Consider the following 23,885-nt stretch of genomic DNA (forward strand, 5'->3'; position numbering starts at 1 on the left):
ACATAACGGGTTAATCTCATGATACCCGCCTACAGGGAGCCGAACATTATCTTTTTCTATCCACATAATCTCACTGAGCTCTGGAATAGGATCCCAGTATCTTGATGAAGTTGGTATGCCCCCCCAGCTCTTCGATAGCATCCCGCATCAACGGTTCATCCTTATGCGCCTCAATGTCTATGAAGAAGGTATACTCCCAAGGCCTTCCGGGGATAGGGCGGCTCTCGATCTTTGTTAGGTTGAGTCCTCGGCTTGCAAAGACTCTCAATGACTCGAGGAGGGTCCCCGGTCTGTGATCTACAATATAGGCAATGGTGCTGCAGTCTTTACCGGTAGCATAATTTTCACCGCTTCCGATCACGAAGAACCTTGTGTAGTTTTCGCTGTCGGTTTCTAAGCCCCGTGCAAGGACGGCCATATTGTAGACTTTTGCTGCCCTGGCACTAGCTATTGCAGCGGCATCGTGAAGACCCTTATCCCTGATCATTTTGACGCTCCCGGCAGTATCATACCAGGACACAGGATCAAGGTCGTGGCCTTCCAGGTAGGCCCTGCTCTGACCAAGGGCTTGGGGGTGGGAGTAGACTCGCTTCAGGTCCTCGAGGGTTACTCCCTTATTCGCGATGAGACAGTGAACCACCCTAAGGACCGCTTCTCCCTGGATCTTAAGGCCCCGCTCCAAGAGGAGGTCAAACGTGCGCACGATGCTCCCCTCAAGGGAGTTCTCTGCCGGGACTAGGCCCAAGTCAGCTTCACCGCCCTCCACGGTTTCGAAGACGTCCCTTAGGTATGGTCTGGGGACTGGCTGAGCTTTGTCCCCGAATTGCTGGATAATGGCCTCTTCACTGTAGGCGCCAAGCTCTCCTTGGAAGGCGACTCTCATTACTCCTGCTCCCGTTCAGCCCTAGTGCATAGCGCTATGATCTCCATGAAAACTCTCTCCACGCTCTCGGAGTCGATCCCCGCCTCCTCTGCGAGGCCTCGGACCTGCTGGTGGATTTTCTCCTCCCGGTTTCTATCCTCGATTGGCTTATTATGGCGGTGCTTTACTGCCCCAATCTCCATTGCGACCATAACTCTTTCTGCGATGTTTTTCACGATCTCGACGTTGAGCATATTGATCTTTTCTCGTAGGGCCCCAATCTCCTTTTCATAGGTCATTTTATGTCCCTTCCTAATACCTTAGGGATCATCCCCACCCTGATAGCGTGATCTGCGAGGATGAATGCAACCATCCCCTCTACGACCGGGACGGCCCGGGGTACTATGCAGGGATCATGTCTTCCCTTGATGAGCAGCTCAGTCTCTTCCATCTTGAATATATCTACCGTTTGCTGGGATTTCCTAATCGAGGGTGTAGGTTTGAACGTGACATTGCACGTGATGGGCATCCCTGTACTAATGCCGCCCAGCACCCCCCCGGCATTGTTAGTCTCCATTGTTATCTTACCCCTCTCGAGTTTGTACGCGTCGTTGACTTCATATCCTCTCGCCTTTGAGTAGGCTGTCCCGAGGCCGAACTCGATGGCTTTAACCGCAGGGATCGCGAAAAGAGCCTTAGAGATATCCCCCTCCAACGTGTTAAAGACTGGGCCGCCCACCCCAGGGGGCATATTCAAAGCGATGCACTGGATAGTCCCCCCAAGACTATCCCCCTCTTTGGCGGCCATTTGGATCGCCTCTACCATAAGGGCTACCGCCTCAGTGTCGGCGCATCTTACTGGGTTGCCCTCAGTATTTTCTTTGATCTCCTCAACGGTCCTATCACCCGCTACGACATTGCCTATCTCGATGGTATGGGCAAAGACCTCCACCCCAAGCGTCTTCCTTAGCAAAATTTTAGCGACCGTCCCGGTCATAACCAGTCCTGCAGTGATCCTCCCCGAGAACCGCCCCCCGCCCCGGTAGTCATTAAAGCCCCCATATCTTACGTGGGCTGTCCAGTCTGCATGGCCGGGCCTGGGGGTCCATCTTCTCTCCTCATATCCCGAGGAATCCCTGTCCTTGTTCCAAACCAGCATACAGATGGGCGCCCCCGTTGTGCGGCCCCTATGCATCCCTGAGATCACCTCTAGTCGGTCTCCTTCGTTCCTGCTCGTGGTTAGACCGCTTTGGCCAGGGCGCCTTCTGTCTAGGTCCCTCTGGATCTCCTCTGGATCGACCCTGAGTCCTGCTGGGCATCCGTCCAGCACTACGCCAATGCATCGTCCGTGGCTCTCTCCGAAGCTGGTCATCTTGAGTGTTTTTCCTATGCTGTTATCCATAGTTTCATCTCCCGATTCTTGCGCCGAGAACCTTGAGGTCATCCCAAAAATCCGGGTAGGACTTGGAGACGCATTCGGCGTTCTTGATCGTTGTTTCTCCTCCAGCTACGAGCCCTAGGACCCCAAAAGACATGGCGATTCTATGGTCATTATATGGGTTGATCGCGGCGCCTTGAGGCGACCCCCCGTTGATGGTAACTGCCTCGTCCGAGGTCTCCGTCTTCACACCCATCCGGTTTAATCCCTCCATCATGGATGTTATCCTGTCAGATTCTTTAAACCTGAGACGCCTTAAACCCTCAAGTTTGCTCTTTCCTCTCGCGACGGAGCAAAGGACGGCCACGATTGGGAAAAGATCAGGACTATCAGTGAGGTCCCAGTCAATCCCCTTCAACTCTGCGCACTTTATGGTAATCTCATGTTCATGGAATTGGAGCTCTGCCCCCATCTCTCCTAGGATTTTGGTAATCGTTGAATCTGGTTGCCTGCTCCCTTGGCGGAGGTTCTCAACGGACACTCTCCCTGCAAGAGCCCCTGCCGCCAGCATATAGGCACCAGAAGACCAATCGCCTTCCACCGCGAATGTGGTTGGCGTGTATACTTGTCGTCTGACCGTAATTTCTCTATATCCCTTGGAGACCTCCGCGTGGGCCCCAAAGGCTTCCATTGAGTCAAGTGTCATCCCGACATATGGCGCCGATTCCAATCTCGTAGTAACCTTCACCCTAAGCTGTTCCCGAGCGAATGGGGCTATGAGGAGAAGCGCCGAGACGAATTGTGAGCTAATATCCCCCTTTATGGTAACCTCACTCCCGTCGAATCCTCCCTTTCCATGAACCTTTACGGGGGGATTGCCGCCATGACTCTGGCAGAAAATACCCAGCTGCCTCAGCGCATCCAAGAGAGGCTCCACAGGTCTACCGGAGAGAGAAGGTCCCCCCTTTAGTATTATCTCCGCATTCAGTAGGGCACAAACTGCAGTCATAAGCCTGAGGGTAGTCCCTGATTCTCCGCAGTCCAGGGCCTCTGTAGGAGGGTTGAGTTCTCCCCCTGTGATGAACCAAGATTCTTTTTGCCTCTTGACGCCTGCCCCGAGGGCCTGGACGGCCCTAATGGTTGCCTCTGTGTCATCTGCAGAGAGGGGGTATTTCACCTGGCTCTCTCCCCGGGCGAGTGTGGAACAGATTACCGCTCGGTGAGTCATACTCTTTGATGATGGGGCTATGATCTTTCCATGGAGCTCGCTTCTCCTGATTGTGGCTCTTATTATTCATTTGCCCCCGCGATGTACTCAATGATTTCCCGGGCTACCAGTGCTTGGGTCTTTTCACTGGTATCCACGACTTTGTCGGCAGCCTCATAGTATCTGGTTTTCCTCTGGCGTAGTAGGCGGGTGATGGGCTCCACCTTTTCCTCTCCGCCAAGGAGGGGGCGCGTGTCCCCGTTGATCTCAACCCTTTCCAGTATGGTTTTGGGGTCGGCAGTGAGGAGGATCATCCTACAGTTCCCCCTGAGGGCTTCCAGGTTATCCTCGTCGAGAACGGTTCCCCCACCGCATGCGATCACGACATTCTTCAGAGCTGTTATCCTCCCGGTGACTTCCTTCTCGAGTTCCCTGAATCCTGCCTCACCTCGCTCCCTGAATATGGCAGGTATGCCCTTCCCGACTGCGGCGACAATGGTATCATCTAGGTCCACGAATTTCATGTTCAGAGCCTCAGCCACGAGCCTCCCTACCGAACTCTTCCCCACTCCCATGAATCCAAAGATTGCGATATTCAGGTCACTCCCCTCCAAGGGCCCCCAAGACCGCCGTTTTCATGGTTTCTACCGGGGGATCTATGCCTGTCCACATCTTGAATGCAACCACTCCCTGATAGACCAACATGTTGACTCCCGAGAGTATTGCGGCCCCAACCCGCTCCGCTTCTCTGAGGAGCCTCGTCCTTATGGGATTGTAGACAAGATCGAACACGAGGAGATCTGGGTGAAGCACCTCTATTGGTATGGGAGTTTCATCCGTTTTTGGATGCATCCCTAGGGGGGTCCCGTTGACCAGTATATCCGCATCCTCTATGGCAACTCGAAGGGAATCCCTCTCGAAGGGGATCGATCTCACGGTCCCCCGACACTCGGGGTTCGCTGAGAGGCTAACTGCTAGCTCCTCTGCTCTATCCATGGTCCTGTTGGTGATGGTGAGCTCCTGAACAACCGTTGAGAGCTGATAGCCGACGGCCCTAGCGGCCCCACCAGCACCGGCTATGACGACTCTTGCATCCTTGACATTTCCGTAGACCTCGGTTATCCCCCTTAGGGCTCCAATACCATCGGTGTTATACCCTTTCAGCCAGCCATCCTCGTTGACAATGGTGTTCACAGCCCCTATCCTTAACGCGGAGGAGTCGATTCCGTTGAGATGCTCCATAATGGCAAGCTTGTGGGGAATAGTAATGCTCCCCCCCGCATACTCGTTTCTCCGAAGCTCTGAGGCGACGAGGGCGCCCAGTTCATCCGGGGGCACGGATTTTAACTTGTATCTGTAGTCAAGTTCCAGTTCTTGGAAGGCGGCATTATGCATCACCGCGCTCATAGAGTGGCTCACGGGGTAACCCAAGAGAAAGCAGACTTTCAAATTAGACCCCCATGATCGTGTAGATCTCCCGCATCTCTGCTAGGGTGAGCTGCCCGGGGGCGCTCTCCTCTCCGGCATGGGAACTAGCATAGGTGAATTCTCCTCCGGCAAGAGGTGAGAGAATCCGCGATAGGATGCCATCCCGCCCCATTCCAAAGCAGGTGAGTCCGCACTCCCTTGGTTGTCTGAAAAGACTGAGGTATGTGAGATTGTCTCTAGGTCTCTGGGCTGTTCCTATGATCTTTGAGACATCGGCGCCGCTCTTCGCCATGTATCTCATTGTCTCTCGAAGCTCCTCTAATGATGGTGTATCCTTGAAATCGTGATGCGAGATAACAAGGATTCCCCCGAGGGTTTTCACCCGAGATCCCAGGTCCTTTAGGTCTGGGGTGTTAAGCTCGAGGTCAGCGTAATTAAACCCCGCCTCGACCGCATCGAGGATCAAGGTGGTTCTATCCGGTTCATTCATCCTTGATTGACCTCCCTGATCCCACCTCCGGTTTGTAACGATCAATGGGAGGTCTGTCTTATCCCTGATAATCCCCGGGTCACCCGGGGACTCCATGTAATCGAACCTGATCTCGATGAGATCCGGGCCCTGGTACTCCACCTTTTCGAGCCTCAGTATGGCCTCAGTCATATCCTTTGCCGTGATGACAACGCAGACCTTGGGGCTACTCGTATCCCATCATCTCCATCGTGTCGGTGATGAGGTCATCTGAAATGCTCCGTAGGACGGGGGTGCTCCCTATTCCGGTGGGCAACACAAAGTTGATTGTGCCCCCGACAGCCTTCTTGTCCTTGTGCATGGCAGCCATTATCTTCTCCATAGTCACCTTCGGCGGTTCCAAGTTGAAGCCCAGGGAGCAGAGGACTTCATGCTGTCTCTCAGCATCACCAGCTTTCAAGAGGTCCATACCGTTCGCTATTTCGGCTGCAACCTCCATACCTAGAGCAATGGCCTCGCCGTGCCTGAGCCCCCCTTCTGACTGTATCTCCAGAGCGTGACCAGCCGTGTGACCATAGTTAAGGATAGCCCTTGCGCCCTTTTCCCTTTCATCTTCCTCGATGAGCTTCCCCTTAACGGCAACGGAGCGTACCACAACCTCCGAGAGTGCGTCTGGATCAGCCTTCAGCAGCCTGCTCCCCTCAGCCTCTAACCGCCTGAACAGCTCATGGTCGGCGATTACCCCGTGCTTCACCACCTCCCCTAGCCCGGAGAGGAGTTCCTTCCTCGGTAGGGTCTTGAGTATCCTAGTGTCCGAGATGACGAGGCTAGGCTGGTAGAAGGACCCTATCAGGTTTTTTCCCTTAGGGTGGTTAACTGCCGTCTTGCCTCCGTAGCTGCTGTCCACCTGGGCTAGGAGGGTTGTCGGTGCCTGGACAAGGTGGATGCCCCTCATGTAGATAGCTGCAACAAAGCCGACCAGATCGCCAATAGCGCCCCCTCCCAATGCAATGACGGCTGATCTTCTGTCTAGACCCACATCGATGAGCTCTCCGAGCAGGGCTCCAGCAACATCCCATGACTTGGCTTTTTCCCCGTCCGGTACATTCACCAATTTGGCTTCAAACCCGGCAGATTTCAGGGCCGCCTCAAGTGCTTGAACATGATCACCCGGTATACCCTCACTGGTCACAATCGCACATGTCTTAACCAGGGGTAGCCTCTCCCTAATTAGTCGCCCAGATATTTTGATTACTCCATCACCTACATAGATGGTGTAGCTCCGCTCTTCGAGGTGAATATCCATCGTGCGGGCGCCGGTCCCGGAGCCCTTCAAAGTCATTCTTTCGCTACAGCTCCCTTCCCACTGAACTTGCCACTGATCTTAGCTCCCCCATGAGAGTCCTGAACTCTGGCGGTTGAATCGATTGTGGGCCGTCGCATAACGCCTCCTCAGGGTTCGGGTGAACCTCTACAATAAGGCCATCAGCTCCAACGGCAACCGCTGCCTTGGACATAGGTGAGATTAGGCTCCGTATTCCAGTGCCGTGACTCGGATCTGCAATGATTGGGAGATGACTAACCTCTTTTATGATGGCTATAGCGGAGAGATCCATAGTGAACCGGGTCAGCTTTCCGTGTGTCCTCAATCCCCTCTCGCATAGAATGACATCTGGGTTTCCACCATGGAGAATGTACTCTGCTGCGCTTAGCCATTCCTCTATGGTGTTGGCTAGACCCCGCTTCAGGAGCACGGGCTTTTTGGCCTTTCCCAGTTTCTTAAGGAGGGGGTAGTTCTGTGAGTTTCTGGCACCTACTTGGAGGACGTCGGCGTACGCTTCAACCAGCTCTACCTTGTCGGGTTCCATCACCTCCGTCACAATAGGTAGTCCCGTCTCATCGCGGGCTTCAGCTAGGATCTTCAACCCTTCTTCTCCGAGCCCTTGGAATCCATAGGGTCTAGTACGGGGCTTGAAGGCGCCTCCTCTCAGCATTGATGCCCCCGCAGCCTTGACGGCTCTGGCTGCATCCAGCAACTGCTCTCTGGTCTCGACAGAGCAGGGCCCAGCTATCACTGTCACTTTTCTTCCACCCACCTCTCTTCCTCTTACGTTGACAACGGTGTTGTCTCCGTCCGCAATCTTTACGGCGAGTTTTATTTTTGATGATATCTCTATTCCTACCATTTCTCATTCATTTCCTCTCGATTATTCTGCGGACGGCTTCCGCTATCGTATCTGAGGTTAGCCCCACGTGGGATAGGAGCTCGGGGTAGCTTCTGCTGGACTCCCCAAAATGGTCTTTTATTCCGATCCTTTCCATTGGCGTGGGAATAGTCTCCACGAGGATTTCGGCCACAGCACTCCCTAATCCCCCTATAATACTATGCTCCTCGGCCGTGACGATGGCCCCTGTCTCCCTAGCCGCCCTCTCAATAGCCCCCGCGTCTAGGGGCTTCACAGTGTGCATATCGATCACTCTGACGTCTATTTCTTCCCCTATGAGCCTTTCCGCGGCCGTCAATGCCAGGGAGAGCATGATCCCGTTTGCAACGATAGTCGCGTCGGAGCCATCCCGCAGGACATTGGCTCTCCCCATCTCGAAATCGATGTCTTCACCATATACTGTGGGCGTTAAGCCCCTCATCAGCCTAAGGTAAACTTGGCCCCTGTAATCTATGGCATCCTTGAGGGCCTCGACGGCGGATGGCGCGTCCCCCGGCACTACAACTCGAATGTTGGGGATCGTCCTCATAAGAGCGACGTCTCCGTACATCTGGTGGGACTCCCCGTCTGCGTGAGGGGAGAGGCCCGCATGGGTGCCTACAATTTTTGCGTTAAGCCCCTGGCGGGCGATGCTGTTGGCGATCTGCTCAAATCCCCTTCCGATGATGAACATCGCGAACCCGACGGCTACTGGGGTCTTTCCAGATGCGGCGAGGCCGGCAGCGATCCCTAGCATGTCCTGTTCGCTTATTCCCACCCGGATGAATCTCGAGGGGAAGGTCTCGGCGAAATATGTGGTTTTGGTAGAGGAGGCAACGTCGGGGTCTAGGACCACGATGTCTTCACGCTCCCGACCCAGTTCCACGAGGGTTCTCCCAAAGCTCTCGAGTTGTGACGACTGCTCCATCTGATTCACCTATGCGAGCTCTGCGAGGGCTCTGGCGAGTTCTAAAGCGTCGGGAACGGCCTTGCTGAACTTGTTTCCCTCCATGAATGAGACTCCTTTCCCTTTGGTTGTTCTAGCGATGATGACGTTGGGCTTCCCTTTTGTGAGGGCACAAACGTCGAGGGCGTCCAGGATGCTAGGGGGATCGTTTCCGTCAGCTTCCACGACCTCCCACCCGAAGGACTTCCATTTCTCCCCGACGGGCTCGATGGCCTTGATCTCCTCGGTCCTCCCTGAGAGCTGGAACTTATTTCTATCCACAATAGCAACGAGATTGTCGAGTTTATAGTGCCCACCTGTAAGGGCGGCTTCCCAGATCTGCCCTTCATTGAGTTCCCCGTCCCCGATGATGGTGTAGATCTTGTGGATAGCCCCATCCATCTTAGCCGCGAGAGCCATCCCTACTGCGATGGAGAGTCCCTGACCCAGTGATCCCGTGCTCGCGTCGACCCCTGGGATGGTTTTCTCGGGATGGCCCTGAAGGAGGCCACCTAGCTTCCTAAGAGAGTTCAGCTCATCAGGGGGAAAGTAACCTGCCTCGGCTAGGATGGCGTACAGAGCTGGGGCGGCGTGCCCTTTGCTGAGGACGAGGCGATCCCTCTCCTCCCATTCTGGGTTAGTAGGGTCGTGTCGCATCTTAACAAAATAGAGGACCGCGAGGATGTCGATGGTCGATAGGCTAGCCCCGAGATGTCCCGATCCCGCCTCTGCTACCATCCGGAGAACCTTTTGCCTGAGGCCCTTAAGGACAGAACCTAATGGCCTTAGTCCCGTCGCAGTCTTGACCATGTTCCCCAGAATGGAGGTCTCCTCCCCGTCCGTCAGGTTGGCAATGAATCGCCCGAGCTCCGTGAGCTCCACCCCGGAGAATTCGGACCCCTCCCCGTAGGTTATAAGGTTCATTTCTTTGAGGGTCTGGGCATTCATCCTGAGGGTTGAGAGAGAAATGTTGTATTTCTTGGAGATGTTACGGAGAACCGAAGTGATAGAGGTCGGAACCTGTGGTATGTGGGAGAGTATCAGGACCTGATTTTTGTTAACAGTCTTTAGAATAATTCGACGAAGGGCCTCTAGCTGGCCATTGGATATTGAAATTGGTGAATTTATGCCACCACCGGACATGAAAATCAACTCCAGATATTATTTAAGGTTAATGGGCAGCCGGAAATGACCAAGTCACTTCCAGCCTAAGGGCTCCACGTCAAAGGTAAATATATTGGCCATCTCCTCCGCCTTCTCCCGGAGCTCCTTAAGGGTTCCCACCACGAGGTTCCCATAACTTGTCCAGACGCCAGCAGATTCCTCGTGGTGTAACTCATCGAGGGCGTTGAGGTTCACCTGCGTCCCTATGAGCCCGGCGAGCTTGTTGAGGCTCCCGGGTACATCATTGAGCTTCGCGGTGATCTTCACAAGCTTTTCCCCTTCTGGGTAAAAGTCTATGAACAACGCCTGTATCCTGGGCCAAGCCTTAAGGATAACGTGGGATCTAGGCCCTGTGGTTCTCCCAGAGAGCTCCGGTAGGAGAAGATAGAGTTTCTCCTCCTTGCTCCCCTCGATCCGATACGTCTCAATGAGATCGAAGGCTCTGGGAAAGAGCTCGGTGATCTCTCTGGAGGCAACAAAACCCCCCATCTCTTCGATCTCTTTGGCTACAGAGTCTGGATCGGAGTCGACTCCTTGGAAGTCTGCGATAAACTCCGAGACCCAGATGTTCCCGAATCCAAAGGCCCCCCCGCTCAGAATGTTAACTCTCTTTTCTGAGAAAAGGGAAGTCATGGATGCAAGGGAGCCCCTAATGTCTTCGAGGAAGACCCTGTAGTAGATAGTCCGGGGGGTCAGTTTGAGAGAAGAGATGAATAGACGCTTTGAGCCCTTATCTTCTACACCAAACAATGTCTGTCCAGGGAAGAAGCTCAGGGCGTTGCCAACCCTCTCCTCTATGAGGACTCTCCAGCCCTCTTCGGTTGGCTCAACTGTAGAGTGACCACAAATAATCATAATAATTCCTCTGCGAGATGTATGAAGGATAGGGTTATTGATATTTTAGCGTTCCCAGTCCAGGCTGCAGTCCGATTTTTCTTCAGGGGAGATGGGTTAAAACAAATCTCTATTTTTCCATTTTCCTAAGGCCGTCCGGGGTACCAACATATGCCATGTCCGCAAAGCCCAGAAATAACCCGGTTTCAAGGACCCCTGGGATGGACTTTAACTCCCGCTCAAGCCAAGGCGGATCTTCTATCGGCCCGAAATCTGCATCCAGAAGAAAGTTGCCGTTGTCCGTAGTCATCTTTCCCCGCTTCCCTCTTCTTAGGGTTACTGAGGCCCCAAGTCTTCCGACTCGGTCAGCTGCTGGCGCCGCTGAGAATGGCAGGATTTCGAGGGGTAGCGGAAATCCCGTACCAAGTTGCTCCACGATCTTCCTTTCATCCGCGATGAGGATGTATGTTTTCGAGGCGGAAGCTACAATTTTCTCTCTAAGGAGCGCGCCTCCTCCGCCCTTAATGGCGTTGAGGTTTCCATCGATTAGGTCTGCACCGTCAATGCACAATGAGAGTTCCGGGTGGTCATCCAGGGTTGTCAGAGGGATTCCTACCTCTTTGGCGTCTGCGGACGTCTGAATGCTCGTAGGGACGCCTAGGATATCGGTGAGTCGACCTGAGTTTAGAAATGACCCAATGATCTCGATCATGTATTTGGCCGTGCTGCCTGTCCCAAGACCTATGACTGTTCCGCTTTCGACGTGTTGAGCCGCAGCTTCAGCTGCCCTTCGCTTAGCTCCGGCGATCCAGCTCAAAAAGTCACCTCAGACTTCAAGTTCAAGCCTATCGAGCTCCTCGAGCTCCTTGATAACCTCTCCCCTGAGTTTCTCCAGTCTAGCATCAACATCGGATCGAGGACTTCTGTGCTTGGGTTGATTTTCGTCTCCCGCTTCTCCAGCCTCGTTCTCTCCATCGGGCTCTGTTTCTTCCTTTTCCCTTTCAACAGATGTTCTCTGGATCCGAGTTTTAGCTTTCTCGGCCCTCCCCGTTATCTTGAGCTCCTCCATTATGGAGTCAATGCGGCTCTGAGTGCTGTTGAGTGTGGCCTCAAACTTTTTCACGATATCTTCCCTTATCAACTCGAGCTCATGGAGAGAGACGACGAGCTCTGCCTGCTCCAGCTCCTCGTTTACCTTCTTCAAATCGCCCTCGTATCCCTTTGAGAGGTCCGCTCTCTCATCCGCTGTGATCTCTCCGTCATCCTCTGCCTCGAACAGTCGTTTTAGGGTGAGACTGAGCAGCTCGCTCTGAAGCGTAAGGGTTCTGATTTTGCTCTGGGCGCTGTTGATGTCCCCCCTCTTTAGACTGCGTTTTGGCGTGGGGGTTCTATACCCTCTCGATCCGAGCCGTGGCTCTCTAAGGCTCGTCGACGCATACTCTCTCTTGGGGTGAGTTTGAGATCTCTCCCTTCGCAGGACGCTCTGGCCACCGTTGCTCGCTCTCAAAAAGAGGTAAACCGCTAAAACCGCAACTATTCCAGCTACTATACCCACGGAAATATCCCAGGTGCTGAAGAGCGGCTCCATTCTTACTCATTTTCCTTAAATAGCCGATTATATATAAGCCTGAGCCCGCGATGCCCCCTTTTTGGAGCTGTCTCTCCAGGAGGAAATGTTTTTGGGTACAGTAGAGGAGATCTCCATCGGAGGTTGCAGCCCTTGAGACTCCGGTGGATAAAACGTTATCCCTTCCAAAGATCATTCGTGATCGAGGCACTGATCCTGAGTGACGTTATTGAGTGATGCAGAAGAGAATCGGCCCCTAAGGCTCGGCAAAGTGAGCCGAGAGGTGCTGGAGCGATCGGTATTCCCTTACCTACCCCTGACCAATACCCCACGTCTGGACGGAGGAGTAATACGATGCAAGGACGGAATCGTCATCGCTCACAACCCCGCTATAGGTGTGCCGCTAGACTCCCTAGGTTTCTTTGCATTCCACTACGCTGCATCTAATGTCGCGGCCCGCTTCGCCCGTCCACAGCATCTAGTGACCGGCTTGTACCTTCCAGTGGGATCGGATGAAAAAGATCTTAAGACTATCGCTAGAGGCCTTGGAGACGAGGCGAGGAGATATGGCGTCACGGTTGTTGCAGGGCATACTGCGACCTACTCGGGGATCACGGCGCCTTTTGTGATGTCAACTTGTCTCGGGGAAAGCGTTGTGACTCCTGCTGACCCAGCTCCTGGAGATGCCGTCTATATCGTTGGTGAGATCGGGGGTGAGGCCATATGGCTCAAGGAGGTATCTTTATGTGCCAGCGGCGATGAATGGAAGTCCTTCACGCCGCTTCCAATCATACTAAGATTGCAGGGGGTTGACGGCGTGACTCTAATACATGACATATCAGAAGGCGGGGGGAAGAGAGCCCTGCTGGAGGTCTCCGAGGTCCTCGGCGTGAGGTTGGATTTGACGACCTATGATGTCCGTTTAGCAGAGGGTGTCCTGAGCCTAGGGGAGGACCCCTTGAGGTTACCAACATACGGAGCCCTGGTAGTCCTGAGCAGCTCGGGGGAGGCCGTCGAGGCATCTTGCGAGGCATTTGATGTGCCATGCTCTAAGATTGGTGTAGTTGAGGAGGGGAAGGGACTCGTCGTGAACGGCGAGACAGTTGGGCATTTAGATCGAGTGGGCCTCGATAGGTTATACGGAACCTTCCGGGATCAGTGAGTAGCTCAAGTATCTCGATGCCTTTTCACCTCTATCAGCGAGGGATTAACTTTTAAGTCCTTAACAATGTGAGACCACTTGAAGGGGGAGCTGGATAGTGGCCCGGCTGAGAGGACAGTAAATGTCGACCCTTTGAACCTGACCCGGGTAATACTGGCGGAGGAATGAAGAATGAGTGATAGCTTAAACACGAAGGTCCTCACAGAGGTCGCGATCCTTGTAGCCTTGGCAACTGTCTTGAGTTACATCCGGTTTGTGGTGTTCCCCCAAGGGGGTAGCGTCACTCTTGCGAGCATGGTTCCACTTTTAGTATTATCCTACAGGCGTGGCTGGAGAATAGGGACATTTGCCTGCCTTGTCTATGGCCTAATACAATTCTACCAAGATCCTTGGATGCTAAACTGGGCTCAGTTCATCCTAGAATATCCTATAGCCTTTAGCGTGATCGGTTTAGCTGGTATACTCAAAGGACATGAGCTGATCGGTGCAGTCATCGGCCTTGGATTGAGATTCCTAGCCCACCTCATTGCCGGCGTAGTATTCTGGAGCGAATATGCCCCTCCAGGTATATCTCCCCAACTGTATAGCATCATTTACAACGGCTCCTACATGCTGCCAGAGATCATCATAAGCATGGTCTTTGTATATATGCTGGTGAAACGCGGCATCCTAGAGATGAGCCTCTAATCTCTCTTTTTTCTTTAGATCTCCCAGCAAGTAGGTTTATGACACTCTTTTTATAGAATAACCATTTCCCAATAAATACACTTATGAAGGTATCCTCCGACGGTCCGTTCGACATTAATCTTTGGCTAATGGGTCTAGCTCTGCCGCCGGTCCATGGCATACCTAAGTGCGCTTGATCCTCGGTTAGGGATCAGCCCCCGTGGTGGCTTTCATGAACAAAGAGTACACTAATCGTTCTAGTTCACTGGAGAATACGAAGAGATTCGTCGTCAAGGTAGGCACCAGCAGCCTTACCGACAACAGCTCCAGGCTCGACATAGGGAAAGTGGCGAACTTGGTGAGCATGCTAATGAGAGAGAGGGAACAGGGAAGGACTCCTATCCTAGTCAGCTCGGGGGCCATCGGGGCAGGATTGGGTAAGCTGGGGCGACTGGAAAGGCCTGAGGTGATCCATGAGCTACAGGCAGCAGCAGCTGTGGGCCAGGCGACCCTGATGCAAACCTACGAGATATTTTTCAATAACTACGGACAGACCATTGCCCAGCTCCTCCTCACCATGGAGGATTTCACATTCAAGGAACGCAGGGAGAATCTTTCCAACACCTTGGAGACTCTCCTCAATTGGGGGGTTATACCCATCATCAACGAGAACGATACCGTGGCCACAGAGGAGATCAAGGTGGGGGATAATGATACTCTAGGCTCTTTCGTGGCCCTGGGGGCAAAGGCCGAGCTCATGGTGATCCTCACCGATGTGGACGGGTTATACACAGGCAACCCCTCTGACGATGAGGGTGAGCTCGTAGACATTGTGGAGGAGATCACTGAGGAGGTTGAGGGCTGGGCCAGCCACGCGGGGAAGGGATTCGGTGGCATGTATACTAAGGTTCAGGCAGCGAAGCGTCTCTCCCAGGGCGGAATCGCTACGGTCATTGCTAATACTAACACTCCCAATGCTTTGGCTAAGGTTCTCAAAGGGGAGATAGGCACCCTATTCCTGCCTAACCGAGGAGACAATGATGAGTGATATCACCCAGAAAGCGAAAATGGCACGAGAGGCCTCATATGCCCTCGCGAAGCTCCCGGGAGCCGTCAGGATCAATGAACTTGAAAAAGTGGCCGAAGGAATCTGGAGCCAAAGGGAGACCATCCTGAAGGCCAACGTCCGGGACCTCGAGGCTGCCGAGGAGATGCTTAAGAGAGGGGAGATCACGGGCGCTATGCTCAAGCGCCTCGAGTTAAACCCTGAAAAGATTCGTGGAATAGTCGAGATGGTACGGGGAGTTGCCTCCCAGGAGGACCCCCTGGGTAAGACTGACTATGCCATGGAGCTGGACGAAGGCCTAGAGCTCTTCCGTGTATCCTCCCCTATCGGGGTGATCGCCGTAATCTTCGAGTCTAGGCCTGATGCCTTGGTACAGATCGCAAGCCTCTGCCTAAAGTCCGGGAACTGCGTCCTACTGAAGGGAGGGAGCGAGGCCCAGAACACGAATCTGCGGCTATTCGAGATCATCCGGGAGTCTACTAACGTTGTGCCCGGGGGCTGGATTCACATCGTGGAAGAAAGAAGGGAGGTGGGTGAGATCCTAAAAATGGACGACCAGGTGGACCTTATCGTGCCCCGGGGGAGCAACAAGTTTGTCCGATATATCCAGAACAATACCCGGATACCCGTTATGGGACACGCAGAGGGAGTCTGCCACGTCTACGTGGACTCTGAGGCCGACGTCTCTATGGCCATTGACGTCTGCTACGACGCCAAGGTTCAGTACCCCTCAGTCTGTAATGCTGTGGACGCTATTCTGATCCACAAGGAGGTCGCTCCCCGCTTCCTACCGGGAATGGTGGACCGGTTCCTGCGTAGGGGTGTGGAGGTGAGGGGGGATGCAAGGGTTCGAGAGATCGTGACTGACGGGGTGCTCGATACGACCGACGAGGACTGGGGTGCGGAGTATCTCGATTACGTTGTCGCTATCAAGGTCGTAGATACCATGAAGGAAGCTGTTGACCACGTCAACACCTACGGCTCTCACCACACCGACGCCATCATCACCTCCAACGAGAATACTGCTCTCGAATTCCTAGAGTCCGTGGACTCAGCAGGAGTTTTCTGGAATGCCTCAACCCGGTTCGCCGATGGATACAGGTACGGATTCGGCTCAGAGCTCGGGATAAGCACGGGGAAGATCCACGTCCGGGGGCCAACTGGCCTCGAGGGGCTCACCACCTATAAGTACTACCTCAGGGGCGGGGGACACACCGTAGTTAACTATGCCGCCGGGGGGAACAGAACGTTCACCCATAGGCCCCTGGGTCTTAAATGGAGGAAAAAGTGAGAATACGAGTCTCTACATCAAACTTTCGTCCAGCGACCATCCTTGGTGCATTCGCCGTCCCTGTAGAACTGACAGACCTCGCGGCAATATCTCGCCTCCGAGATGTTGTAGATCTCCTTATTGGTCTGGGCCCTCTCGCAGTCCTTGGCTATAAGCCTTGAAGGATCCATCACCATATTGTTCCCCCCGAGAGATCAACTTGAATGCCTCGCCTGGGGTACTGGAAATATCTGCAAAGGGGATAAAGAAGCTTCGGATAATGGTCTGAAAACGGTAGACGACGGAGTCAGATTATGTTTTTAAGGCCGAGAGTACGAGAAAAAAGGGAGAAAATTGAGTCCGGGGCAATTTGGACTAACCCTATCTACCCCCAAACCGTCTCCGCATCTGTTTTAGCTGTTCCTGGGAGATGTAGTACTTGCCTTGGTTTTCCACGAGGAGCCCCGACTGGCCTATATGATCTTGGAGCATCATCCAAAACTTGGGGGGGAGCCCCAGCTCCTCTGATGTCATCGCTGACTCGGGGGAGGTGGCTCCCTTTTTAATAAAGATATCCACGATCTCCAGTAATCTCTCGTGCCCCCTGACAGACTTTGGCCCATGCCCAATCATCTGGGGTTCGCTTTGATGGATATGGAGTCTCTGGGGCTCCGCGGGGGTGAGTCTGATGGGCTTTAGGTCACCACCATTGGTGCCCTTAAACTGACTCATATAGACTCTGTAGTAAAAACCCCTCATCTTCATGAGCTCTCCGTGGGTGCCCCGCTCGATAATCTCCCCGTCGTCGATGACAAGAACCCTGTCCGCACGGCGGATGGTACTCAGCCTATGGGCGATGACAAAGCTCGTCCTCCCCCTCATGAGGTTGCGGAATGCCTTCTGTATCTGGATCTCGGTACGGGTATCAACGCTGCTGGTGGCCTCATCTAGGATTAGTATCGCGGGGTCGGCGACGAGTGCCCGGGCGATGTTGATGAGTTGCCTCTGGCCCAGGCTCAGGTTACCGGCCCTCTCGTTGAGCTGTGTCTCGTAGCCCTTTGGGAGGCGTCGTATGAAGCTGTCCGCGTTTGCGAGTTCTGCTGCATGGATGCACTCCCCGTCGGAGGCATCTAACCTGCCATACCTAATGTTCTCCATCACCGTGCCGCTGAATAGGAAGACGTCTTGGAGCACGATGCCCAGCTGGCGCCGCAGGTCGCCTTTCCGCATCTCCCTAATATCGGTGCCGTCGATTTTGATGCTTCCACCCTTGATATCGTAGAACCGGGTAAGAAGGTTCACAATCGTGGTCTTTCCCGCCCCCGTGGGGCCCACAAGGGCAATGGTCTGCTCGGGATCAGCCCGGAGGCTAATGTTTTTGATCACAGGAACTCCCTTAACGTACTCGAAATCCACGTCCTGGAACTCGACAAGGCCTTGAAAGTCGTCCACTGTGATGGCATCTGGCGCATCCGTCAGATCTGGCACAGTGTCGATGACCTCGAAGATACGCTCGGCCCCTGCGAGGGCTGACTGGATGCTGTTGTAGATGTTGCTGAACTGGCGAAGGGGATCGGCGAAGCGCCTGCTGTAGGTGATGAATGTCGCGATGAGGCCTACCGTGGCCATCCCCTGGAGGGTCATCCAGGAGCCTATGCCTGCCACGATGGCGATGTTGGCGTTGCTCAGTATGCTCATCAGCGGGAACATAAGCATCGCGTAGGTGTTCGCCTTTACACTGATCTCCTTCACGGTCTCGTTGAATGAGTCGAACTTCCTGTTCACGGACTCTTGCTGCTCGAAGGCGATGACCACCCTCTGCCCTGTGATGGTCTCTTGCATGATGCTGTTGAGGGAGCCCATCTCGGCCATCAGGGCCCGGAACCCTGTACGGGTCCTCTTACCCACCACGGCAGTGAGGGTCACCATCACCGGGAAGACGACGAGGCTCGCTAATGCCAACCAGGCGTTGAGGGCAAACATCATCACAAGGATTCCTACAAGGGTGATGGCGCTGCTGATGAGTGCTGTCACGTTCTGGGAGATGGCCCTCCCGATCGCGTCCACGTCGTTGGTGAGCCGGCTCATAAGGTCCCCGGACATTCTCCCGTCGAAAAAGCTGATGCTTAGGGTCTGCATATGCTCGAAGAGCTCCCTCCTCAGCTTCCTGAGGCTTCTCTGGCTGATGATGGCCATGACCCACCCCGAGGCTATGGATACTAGGGAGCTAAACAGGTAGATCCCAGCGAGCTGTATGGAAATCCTGATAAGCCCCTGGAGGTCACCCGGGATAATTGTGGTATCAATGGCCACCCCGATGAGGTATGGCCCCGCTAGGGCAAGCAACGAGCTCACCGCGGTCAACACTGAGATGATCACCAGAAGGGCCCGGTAGTCACCTAGATATCTTACAAGCCTGTTGAAGGTTCCCCTCGAATCCTTGGCCTTCTCGATGGCGCCCCCTGAATGAGGGCCTCTACCCATCATTGATCTAGGGCGGGTCTGTAGCTTCCCGTCTCTGTCTCCCCGTCTCCCTTGGTCTCTCAATCCTCAGCACCCCCGTCGCCGAGCTGGCTCTCAAATATCTCCTGATATATGGAACTCGTGTCCATGAGCTCTGCGTGTCTCCCCTCGGCGGCGATCTTGCCGTCGTCCAGGACCAGTATCTTGTCGGCCTTGAGGACGGTGCTGATCCTCTGGGCAACTATAAAGCTGGTTGTGTCTCCTAGCAGAGACTCCAAGGCGTTCTCGATCTCAGCCTCCGTCTCGACGTCGACGGCGCTGGTGCTGTCGTCCAATATCAGTATCTTTGGCTTCACGAGGAGTACCCGGGCTATCGCGAGGCGCTGTTTCTGGCCTCCGCTTAGGTTGACCCCCCGCTGTTCCACTATGGTATCGTAGCCCTCGGGAAACGCCATGATGAAATCGTGGGCCTGGGCGATTTTGGCTACCTCGAGCATCTCTTCCTCTGAGGCGTCGGGCTTCCCATACTTTATGTTGTCCCTGATGGTGCCGCTGAAAAGGATTGCCTCCTGGAGGCTGATCCCTATATGGCCTCGGAGATTGTATATCTTAATGTCCTTAACGTCGACCCCGTCTACCGTGACGCGCCCTCCACTAGTATCGTAGAACCTGGGGATCAGATTGATGAGGCTGGATTTCCCAGAGCCAGTCTGGCCGAGGAGGGCCACCTTTTCTCCTGGCTCTGCTGTGAAGCTGATGCCGGTGAGGACGGGATCTCCCCCATCGTCCCTGTAGGAGAATGTCACGTTCTCGAATGCCACTCTCCCCCGGATATCGTCCAAGGACACGGCGTCTGGACTGTCCTGGACCTCCGACACAGAGTTAACGACTTCCATGATCCTGGTCGCCGATGCGCCGGCTCCTGAGAAGTGAGCCGCCATCATGGCGAGCATGAGGACGGGGAACATCGTTGCAAACAGGTAGTTGGTGAAGGCCATGATCTGGCCCACCGAGGTAGTGCCCGTGAATACTTGGAGTCCGCCATAGTAAATGATGGCGACGGTGCCCAAGTTCATCAGTGTTATGATAATGGGGAAGAATGTGCTGATGTACTGGGTCATCTTTAGGGAGATCTCAAAGAGCTCGGTGTTGGCCTTCTCGAACCGCTGGTTCTCATGGTCGCTCCTAACAAAGGCCTTAACAACCCGGATCCCCGTGAGATTCTCCTGGAGAACTTGGTTTAGGTAGTCCAGCCGCTCCTGGACCTTGGAGAAGAGGGGCCTCAAAAGCCTGATGAAAAACAAGAGTAGTACCAAGGTAACCGGCAGCAGGGCGAGGATCACTAATGCGAGGCTGGGGTTGGTGGCGAACATGATCCCGTAGCTCCCCAGGAACATGAGGGGAGCTCTGGTGAACATCCTGAGCCCCATTGAAACCACTGTCTGGATCATGTTAAGGTCGCTGGTGAGTCTCGTGAGGAGTTGCCCCGTGTTGAGGTCGTCCAGGTTGCCGAAGCTGAAGGTCTGAATCTTCTTGAATATCGCCTCCCGGAGGTCCGCCTCGAATCCCCGGGACGCCTTCACAGAGTAATAGGTGTTTGCAATGGATAGGGCTGCGCTAAGGACGCTCGCCCCGATCATGGATAGGCTCGTCCACAGGATGATGTTCATGTCTTGCTGGGCGACGCCGTTATCGATGATGGTTTGAACCATCCAGGGGATGGATAGGTCAGCTATGACGACGAAGGCTAACATTACCGATGCAATGATGGCTTCTTTCTTGTGAGGGTAGAGATACTTGAGAACTTTTCCAAAGTCCCCCATAGTCTAGGAGTCAATCTCCCTGATCTCGTTGACGGCGGAGTCCAGCGCGGCCTTTAACCCTTCGGATGCTTCGTCATTCCCCTTGTGCATCATATAGTTCTCCTCAACTGCGTCCAGCAGGGCTCCAAGGCTCTCGTAGAGTTCTCCAGGCATCCCCATGTGGATCCTCCAGTACATCTTCCGGAGGTTCAAGTTCCTGCTTTTCAGGTGATCTCCATGGGAGAGGACCTCCTTAACATACTCCCTGCCGGCATCAGTTATCTTAAACCGTTTCAGGTTGGGGTCTTCGTCCAGGTGAACCTTGATTAGCCCCTTCTCCTGCATATGGGAAAGCAGGGGATAGATGCTTCCTGGGCTGGGCCTCCAGTCCGCGAACTCCTCAATTTTGTCCGCAATCTCGCTCCCCGATATTGGTCCCTCCTTCAGGAACTGGAAGCTAAGATGTCTCAGGAGCCCCCTGGGTACGCCTATTCGTGGATACTTGCCTCTTGATGTACTGTTTATACAATATCACTTCCGATATCGGATACGTTATTATTCTTGAAATTGTATCTGATAAATCTATAAAAGCATACCTTAGAAGGATGCACCTATCTTTGATGGGAAAAAACCGTCTTCGAACCCCCGAAAAATAGGCTGAAATTTGATAGCCATCGTTGAAAATAACTAGGAGTCTTTCCTTATCAAGCAGCCGCATTTTAGGAGGCCTACAGACTTTTGTCCGTGCCTCCCAAGTTTGCGCTCGCCTTTAACGGCTAGTTTCCATAGATGATATGCCTCAAAGTTCTCTTGAAAGACGCGCGCCCAGGTCCGGCATACCATGAAAGTAAGCCTTTCGGAGTCTATATTCTCTTCAAACATATTCAGAGGGGGCGAGTGGGTCAACCCAAAAAGATAATGTTTTTGTGTGTTCTCGCTGTGAAATTTCAGCAATGGGCATCCCCGAGAAGATCAAGAAGATCGAAGAGGAGATTAGCCGTACCCCTGTCAACAAGGGGACCGAGCGGCATCTTGGGGTGCTCAAAGCGAGGCGGGCGAGGCTCCAGGAAGAGCTGGAGGCGATATCCCTTAGGAAATCCGGTGGGGGAGGGGCGGGATATACTGTTAGGAAGGACGGGGACGCCACCATCGTGCTCCTCGGGTTGCCTAGCGTGGGAAAGTCTACTCTCCTGAATCACCTCACCAATAGTAACTCAAAAGTTGGCGCTTATGACTTCACCACGCTAACAGTTATTCCTGGCATGCTCAGTCATAACAGCGCTAGGATCCAGATTCTTGACATCCCTGGGATCATCAGGGGGGCCAGCAAGGGGCGGGGGCTGGGGAAACGGATCCTTTCCACGACAAGGTCCGCTGATCTGATTCTTCTTATGGTTGATGTATTCAACCCTAACATGAGGGAGGTTCTCCTAGACGAGCTCAGAGCCATTGGGGTGAGGCCCGACGAGCATCTCCCTTATATCAGAATCCAGAAGCGGGGATCGGGAGGCGTCATCATCACCGACTTGGTTGGTATGACTCATATGGATTCTGAGGGGATCAAGGAGATCCTTCGAGAGTATAGATACCATAATGCCCGGGTTGTAGTGCGGGAGGATGCGACCTACGATCAGCTCATAGATGTGCTGCTCAGGAATAGGATCTACGTTCCGACCCTGACGGTTCTCAATAAGGTGGATATGGTAGAGGCCCATGACATCTCCAGAATCAGGGGGGAATTCGACTTCGATTTTCTACCTATCAGCGCAGACACAGATTATAACCTTGAACTGCTCAAGGACTGGGTCTTCAACAAGCTAGATCTAATAAAGTTATACATGAAGCCCCGAGGTGAGGCTCCCGACTTCGAGGAGCCCCTCATTATCAGAAACGGGTCGACCATTGGGGATGTGACAGACAAGATCCACCGGGGGCTTAAGGACGAGCTCCGTTATACCCGGATCTGGGGGAAGAGCGTCAAGCACGGCGGCCAGAAGGTGAGGCTCTCCCACCGCCCCATGGACGAGGATATCCTAACCTTCTTCACATAGATACGTTGACTCGCGTGCTATAGAAGTTGACAATTAATTCCTAAAGTCTGTTCAGTAACTTCTCGGTGTCCTGACGGACACGCGCGATGGAGCCCCGGGCGGGATTTGAACCCGCGATCTCCTCCTGTTTGGCCCCCTCATGAGAGATACCAAGGAGACGCTTTAGCCAGGCTAAGCCACCGGGGCATAGAACGGACAGAATAAGTGAACTTCTGACAGAGATTTTAATCTTCCCTTCAACCCATCCCTACGAGCCCCCGGGCCACATTCATATTTCCCAGGTTCCCCCGCGTATCATTGATAGGCGTCTCCATGATCATCGGCACACCCCCAAATCCACTATTCACCACCAGCCCCAGCCCCCTGAGCCCGATCTCCCCCAGCCCCAGGTGCTCATGGTGATCCCTCCCGCTCCTAAATCCCCCGACCGAATCGTTCAGATGCACCAACTCTAGACGGTCCAGCCCTATCTCCACCTCAAAAGAATTAACAGTCTCCTCAAACCCCTCCGCGGTTCTCAACTCGTACCCCGCCGCGAAGACATGACACGTGTCTAGACATATCCCCACTCGATCCGCATCGACGATACTGTTTAGAATCCGTCCCATTTCCTCAAAGCTGGAACCTACGCTATTCCTGGAGCCCGGTCCCGTCTCCAAAAGGACCATAACTTTTGAATCATCTCCCCCCAGGGCTATGTCTAGTGCATCCACAACCCTTTCCACCCCCAATTCTGAGCCCTTTCCCAAATGACTCCCAACATGAGTAACCAGCATGGGAATACCCAACATCTCGCACCGCGCAAGTCCCGTCCCGAGGGAAGCAACAGAACGCTCATACACCTTCCTCTCTGGGGAGGCCAAATTCAAGATGTACGGCATATGCCCGAAGACCGGCTCAATCCCCGCCTCAGCCCTCTTAGCCCTAAAAGCCTCAGGCTCTCCCTCCCCTAACTCCTTTGTAGCCCAGCTTCGGGGGTTCCGAGTAAAGATCTGAAACGAGTCACATCCCAGCTTCTGAGCTCTTTCCACAGCCTTGTCTATAGAGCTAGAGATGGAGACATGGAAACCAAACTTTACCACGGAGCCCATCTCCTCCGGAAGACAACCGAAACTAGCGTGATTCTCCCGGAAAAGGAGTGATTCCTCGGAACATAAAGCGCCCATCCTTCCAATATCATGGATTTCAGACAAGTCATATCCTCCCCTTATACTTTTTAAATTCTGACTTAACCATTCGCTGGAATAGAAAGATGCGTTTTGAAGAATTATTACTTTGGGACTCTGCAACCTATAATGAGCGAGGATCAAACCTCAATCTCCGCGCCGTACAGAACAGAATCAACA

Annotated in this window: 23 protein-coding genes, 1 tRNA gene, 1 pseudogene and 1 riboswitch; of the genes and pseudogenes, 5 read left to right on the forward strand and 20 right to left on the reverse strand. The window is 53.7% G+C overall.

The window, feature by feature from the left end; genetic code table 11:
- Window positions 1-70 precede the first annotated feature (70 nt).
- The 14 genes and pseudogenes from pheA to QGG23_00695 all read right to left on the reverse strand — a co-directional run bounded on the left by pheA (window position 71) and on the right by QGG23_00695 (window position 12,080).
- Window positions 71-883: a prephenate dehydratase gene (gene pheA / locus QGG23_00630; protein ID MDP6047943.1), complete on the reverse strand. Its 813-nt coding sequence runs from the start codon at window positions 881-883 to the stop codon at window positions 71-73.
- A complete protein-coding gene (locus QGG23_00635; protein MDP6047944.1) occupies window positions 883-1,161 on the reverse strand; it encodes a chorismate mutase in 279 nt (92 codons plus the stop codon). Before QGG23_00635 ends, pheA begins: the two co-directional genes overlap by 1 nt.
- The gene (aroC, locus tag QGG23_00640) at window positions 1,158-2,264 is read right to left on the reverse strand and encodes a chorismate synthase (GenBank protein ID MDP6047945.1); all 1,107 of its coding nucleotides are present in this window, start codon (window positions 2,262-2,264) and stop codon (window positions 1,158-1,160) included. The genes QGG23_00635 and aroC overlap by 4 nt, the downstream gene beginning before the upstream one ends.
- Window positions 2,265-2,268: 4 nt before the next feature.
- Entirely contained in the window at window positions 2,269-3,519 is a 1,251-nt protein-coding gene (gene aroA / locus QGG23_00645; protein ID MDP6047946.1) for a 3-phosphoshikimate 1-carboxyvinyltransferase, read from the reverse strand.
- A gap of 11 nt (window positions 3,520-3,530) precedes the next feature.
- Window positions 3,531-4,061: a shikimate kinase gene (locus QGG23_00650; GenBank protein ID MDP6047947.1), complete on the reverse strand. Its 531-nt coding sequence runs from the start codon at window positions 4,059-4,061 to the stop codon at window positions 3,531-3,533.
- Window positions 4,048-4,896, reverse strand: a complete 849-nt coding sequence (locus QGG23_00655; protein MDP6047948.1) for a shikimate dehydrogenase — start codon at window positions 4,894-4,896, stop codon at window positions 4,048-4,050. Before QGG23_00655 ends, QGG23_00650 begins: the two co-directional genes overlap by 14 nt.
- Before the next feature lies 1 nt (window position 4,897).
- Window positions 4,898-5,554: pseudogene (locus QGG23_00660) on the reverse strand (type I 3-dehydroquinate dehydratase).
- 16 nt (window positions 5,555-5,570) lie between these two features.
- Window positions 5,571-6,686 carry a 3-dehydroquinate synthase gene (gene aroB, locus QGG23_00665; GenBank protein MDP6047949.1) on the reverse strand — a complete coding sequence of 372 codons (1,116 nt, stop codon included), beginning with the start codon at window positions 6,684-6,686 and terminating at the stop codon, window positions 5,571-5,573.
- A 7-nt stretch (window positions 6,687-6,693) separates the two neighbouring features.
- A complete protein-coding gene (gene aroF, locus QGG23_00670) occupies window positions 6,694-7,530 on the reverse strand; it encodes a 3-deoxy-7-phosphoheptulonate synthase (protein ID MDP6047950.1) in 837 nt (278 codons plus the stop codon).
- 7 nt (window positions 7,531-7,537) lie between these two features.
- Complete coding sequence (locus QGG23_00675) at window positions 7,538-8,476, reverse strand: transketolase family protein (GenBank protein MDP6047951.1); 939 nt, start codon at window positions 8,474-8,476, stop codon at window positions 7,538-7,540.
- 9 nt (window positions 8,477-8,485) lie between these two features.
- A complete protein-coding gene (locus tag QGG23_00680; GenBank protein ID MDP6047952.1) occupies window positions 8,486-9,304 on the reverse strand; it encodes a transketolase in 819 nt (272 codons plus the stop codon).
- A 387-nt stretch (window positions 9,305-9,691) separates the two neighbouring features.
- Entirely contained in the window at window positions 9,692-10,513 is an 822-nt protein-coding gene (locus tag QGG23_00685) for a hypothetical protein (GenBank protein ID MDP6047953.1), read from the reverse strand.
- Window positions 10,514-10,622: 109 nt separating this feature from the next.
- On the reverse strand, window positions 10,623-11,309 hold the full coding sequence (gene rpiA / locus QGG23_00690) for a ribose-5-phosphate isomerase RpiA (protein MDP6047954.1): 687 nt from the start codon (window positions 11,307-11,309) through the stop codon (window positions 10,623-10,625).
- A gap of 9 nt (window positions 11,310-11,318) precedes the next feature.
- Window positions 11,319-12,080: a hypothetical protein gene (locus tag QGG23_00695; GenBank protein ID MDP6047955.1), complete on the reverse strand. Its 762-nt coding sequence runs from the start codon at window positions 12,078-12,080 to the stop codon at window positions 11,319-11,321.
- Between the two features lie 208 nt (window positions 12,081-12,288).
- Between QGG23_00695 and QGG23_00700 the strand changes: the two genes are divergently transcribed.
- The 4 genes from QGG23_00700 to QGG23_00715 all read left to right on the forward strand — a co-directional run bounded on the left by QGG23_00700 (window position 12,289) and on the right by QGG23_00715 (window position 16,244).
- Window positions 12,289-13,221, forward strand: a complete 933-nt coding sequence (locus QGG23_00700) for an AIR synthase related protein (protein ID MDP6047956.1) — start codon at window positions 12,289-12,291, stop codon at window positions 13,219-13,221.
- Between the two features lie 72 nt (window positions 13,222-13,293).
- Window positions 13,294-13,403: riboswitch (TPP riboswitch) on the forward strand.
- Window positions 13,393-13,908 (forward strand): energy-coupled thiamine transporter ThiT, encoded by a 516-nt coding sequence (gene thiT, locus QGG23_00705; GenBank protein ID MDP6047957.1) that lies wholly within the window; start codon window positions 13,393-13,395, stop codon window positions 13,906-13,908. Its footprint overlaps the riboswitch before it by 11 nt.
- 211 nt (window positions 13,909-14,119) lie before the next feature.
- The gene (proB, locus tag QGG23_00710) at window positions 14,120-14,935 is read left to right on the forward strand and encodes a glutamate 5-kinase (protein ID MDP6047958.1); all 816 of its coding nucleotides are present in this window, start codon (window positions 14,120-14,122) and stop codon (window positions 14,933-14,935) included.
- Complete coding sequence (locus QGG23_00715; protein MDP6047959.1) at window positions 14,925-16,244, forward strand: glutamate-5-semialdehyde dehydrogenase; 1,320 nt, start codon at window positions 14,925-14,927, stop codon at window positions 16,242-16,244. Before proB ends, QGG23_00715 begins: the two co-directional genes overlap by 11 nt.
- 17 nt (window positions 16,245-16,261) lie before the next feature.
- Here QGG23_00715 and QGG23_00720 read toward each other — a convergent pair whose 3' ends face one another.
- From QGG23_00720 to QGG23_00735, 4 genes are all read right to left on the reverse strand, one after another.
- Entirely contained in the window at window positions 16,262-16,420 is a 159-nt protein-coding gene (locus tag QGG23_00720) for a hypothetical protein (protein ID MDP6047960.1), read from the reverse strand.
- 184 nt (window positions 16,421-16,604) lie between these two features.
- Complete coding sequence (locus tag QGG23_00725) at window positions 16,605-18,770, reverse strand: ABC transporter ATP-binding protein (GenBank protein ID MDP6047961.1); 2,166 nt, start codon at window positions 18,768-18,770, stop codon at window positions 16,605-16,607.
- The gene (locus QGG23_00730) at window positions 18,767-20,509 is read right to left on the reverse strand and encodes an ABC transporter ATP-binding protein (protein ID MDP6047962.1); all 1,743 of its coding nucleotides are present in this window, start codon (window positions 20,507-20,509) and stop codon (window positions 18,767-18,769) included. The genes QGG23_00725 and QGG23_00730 overlap by 4 nt, the downstream gene beginning before the upstream one ends.
- Before the next feature lie 3 nt (window positions 20,510-20,512).
- Window positions 20,513-20,935 (reverse strand): PadR family transcriptional regulator, encoded by a 423-nt coding sequence (locus QGG23_00735; GenBank protein MDP6047963.1) that lies wholly within the window; start codon window positions 20,933-20,935, stop codon window positions 20,513-20,515.
- Window positions 20,936-21,441: 506 nt separating this feature from the next.
- Between QGG23_00735 and QGG23_00740 the strand changes: the two genes are divergently transcribed.
- A complete protein-coding gene (locus QGG23_00740; GenBank protein ID MDP6047964.1) occupies window positions 21,442-22,539 on the forward strand; it encodes a GTP-binding protein in 1,098 nt (365 codons plus the stop codon).
- A gap of 87 nt (window positions 22,540-22,626) precedes the next feature.
- Here QGG23_00740 and QGG23_00745 read toward each other — a convergent pair.
- Window positions 22,627-22,725 (reverse strand) — tRNA-Thr (locus QGG23_00745).
- 50 nt (window positions 22,726-22,775) lie between these two features.
- The gene (locus QGG23_00750; GenBank protein ID MDP6047965.1) at window positions 22,776-23,732 is read right to left on the reverse strand and encodes a deoxyribonuclease IV; all 957 of its coding nucleotides are present in this window, start codon (window positions 23,730-23,732) and stop codon (window positions 22,776-22,778) included.
- Between the last annotated feature and the right edge of the window lie 153 nt (window positions 23,733-23,885).

The organism is Candidatus Bathyarchaeota archaeon (assembly GCA_030739585.1).
GTDB lineage: Archaea > Thermoproteota > Bathyarchaeia > TCS64 > TCS64.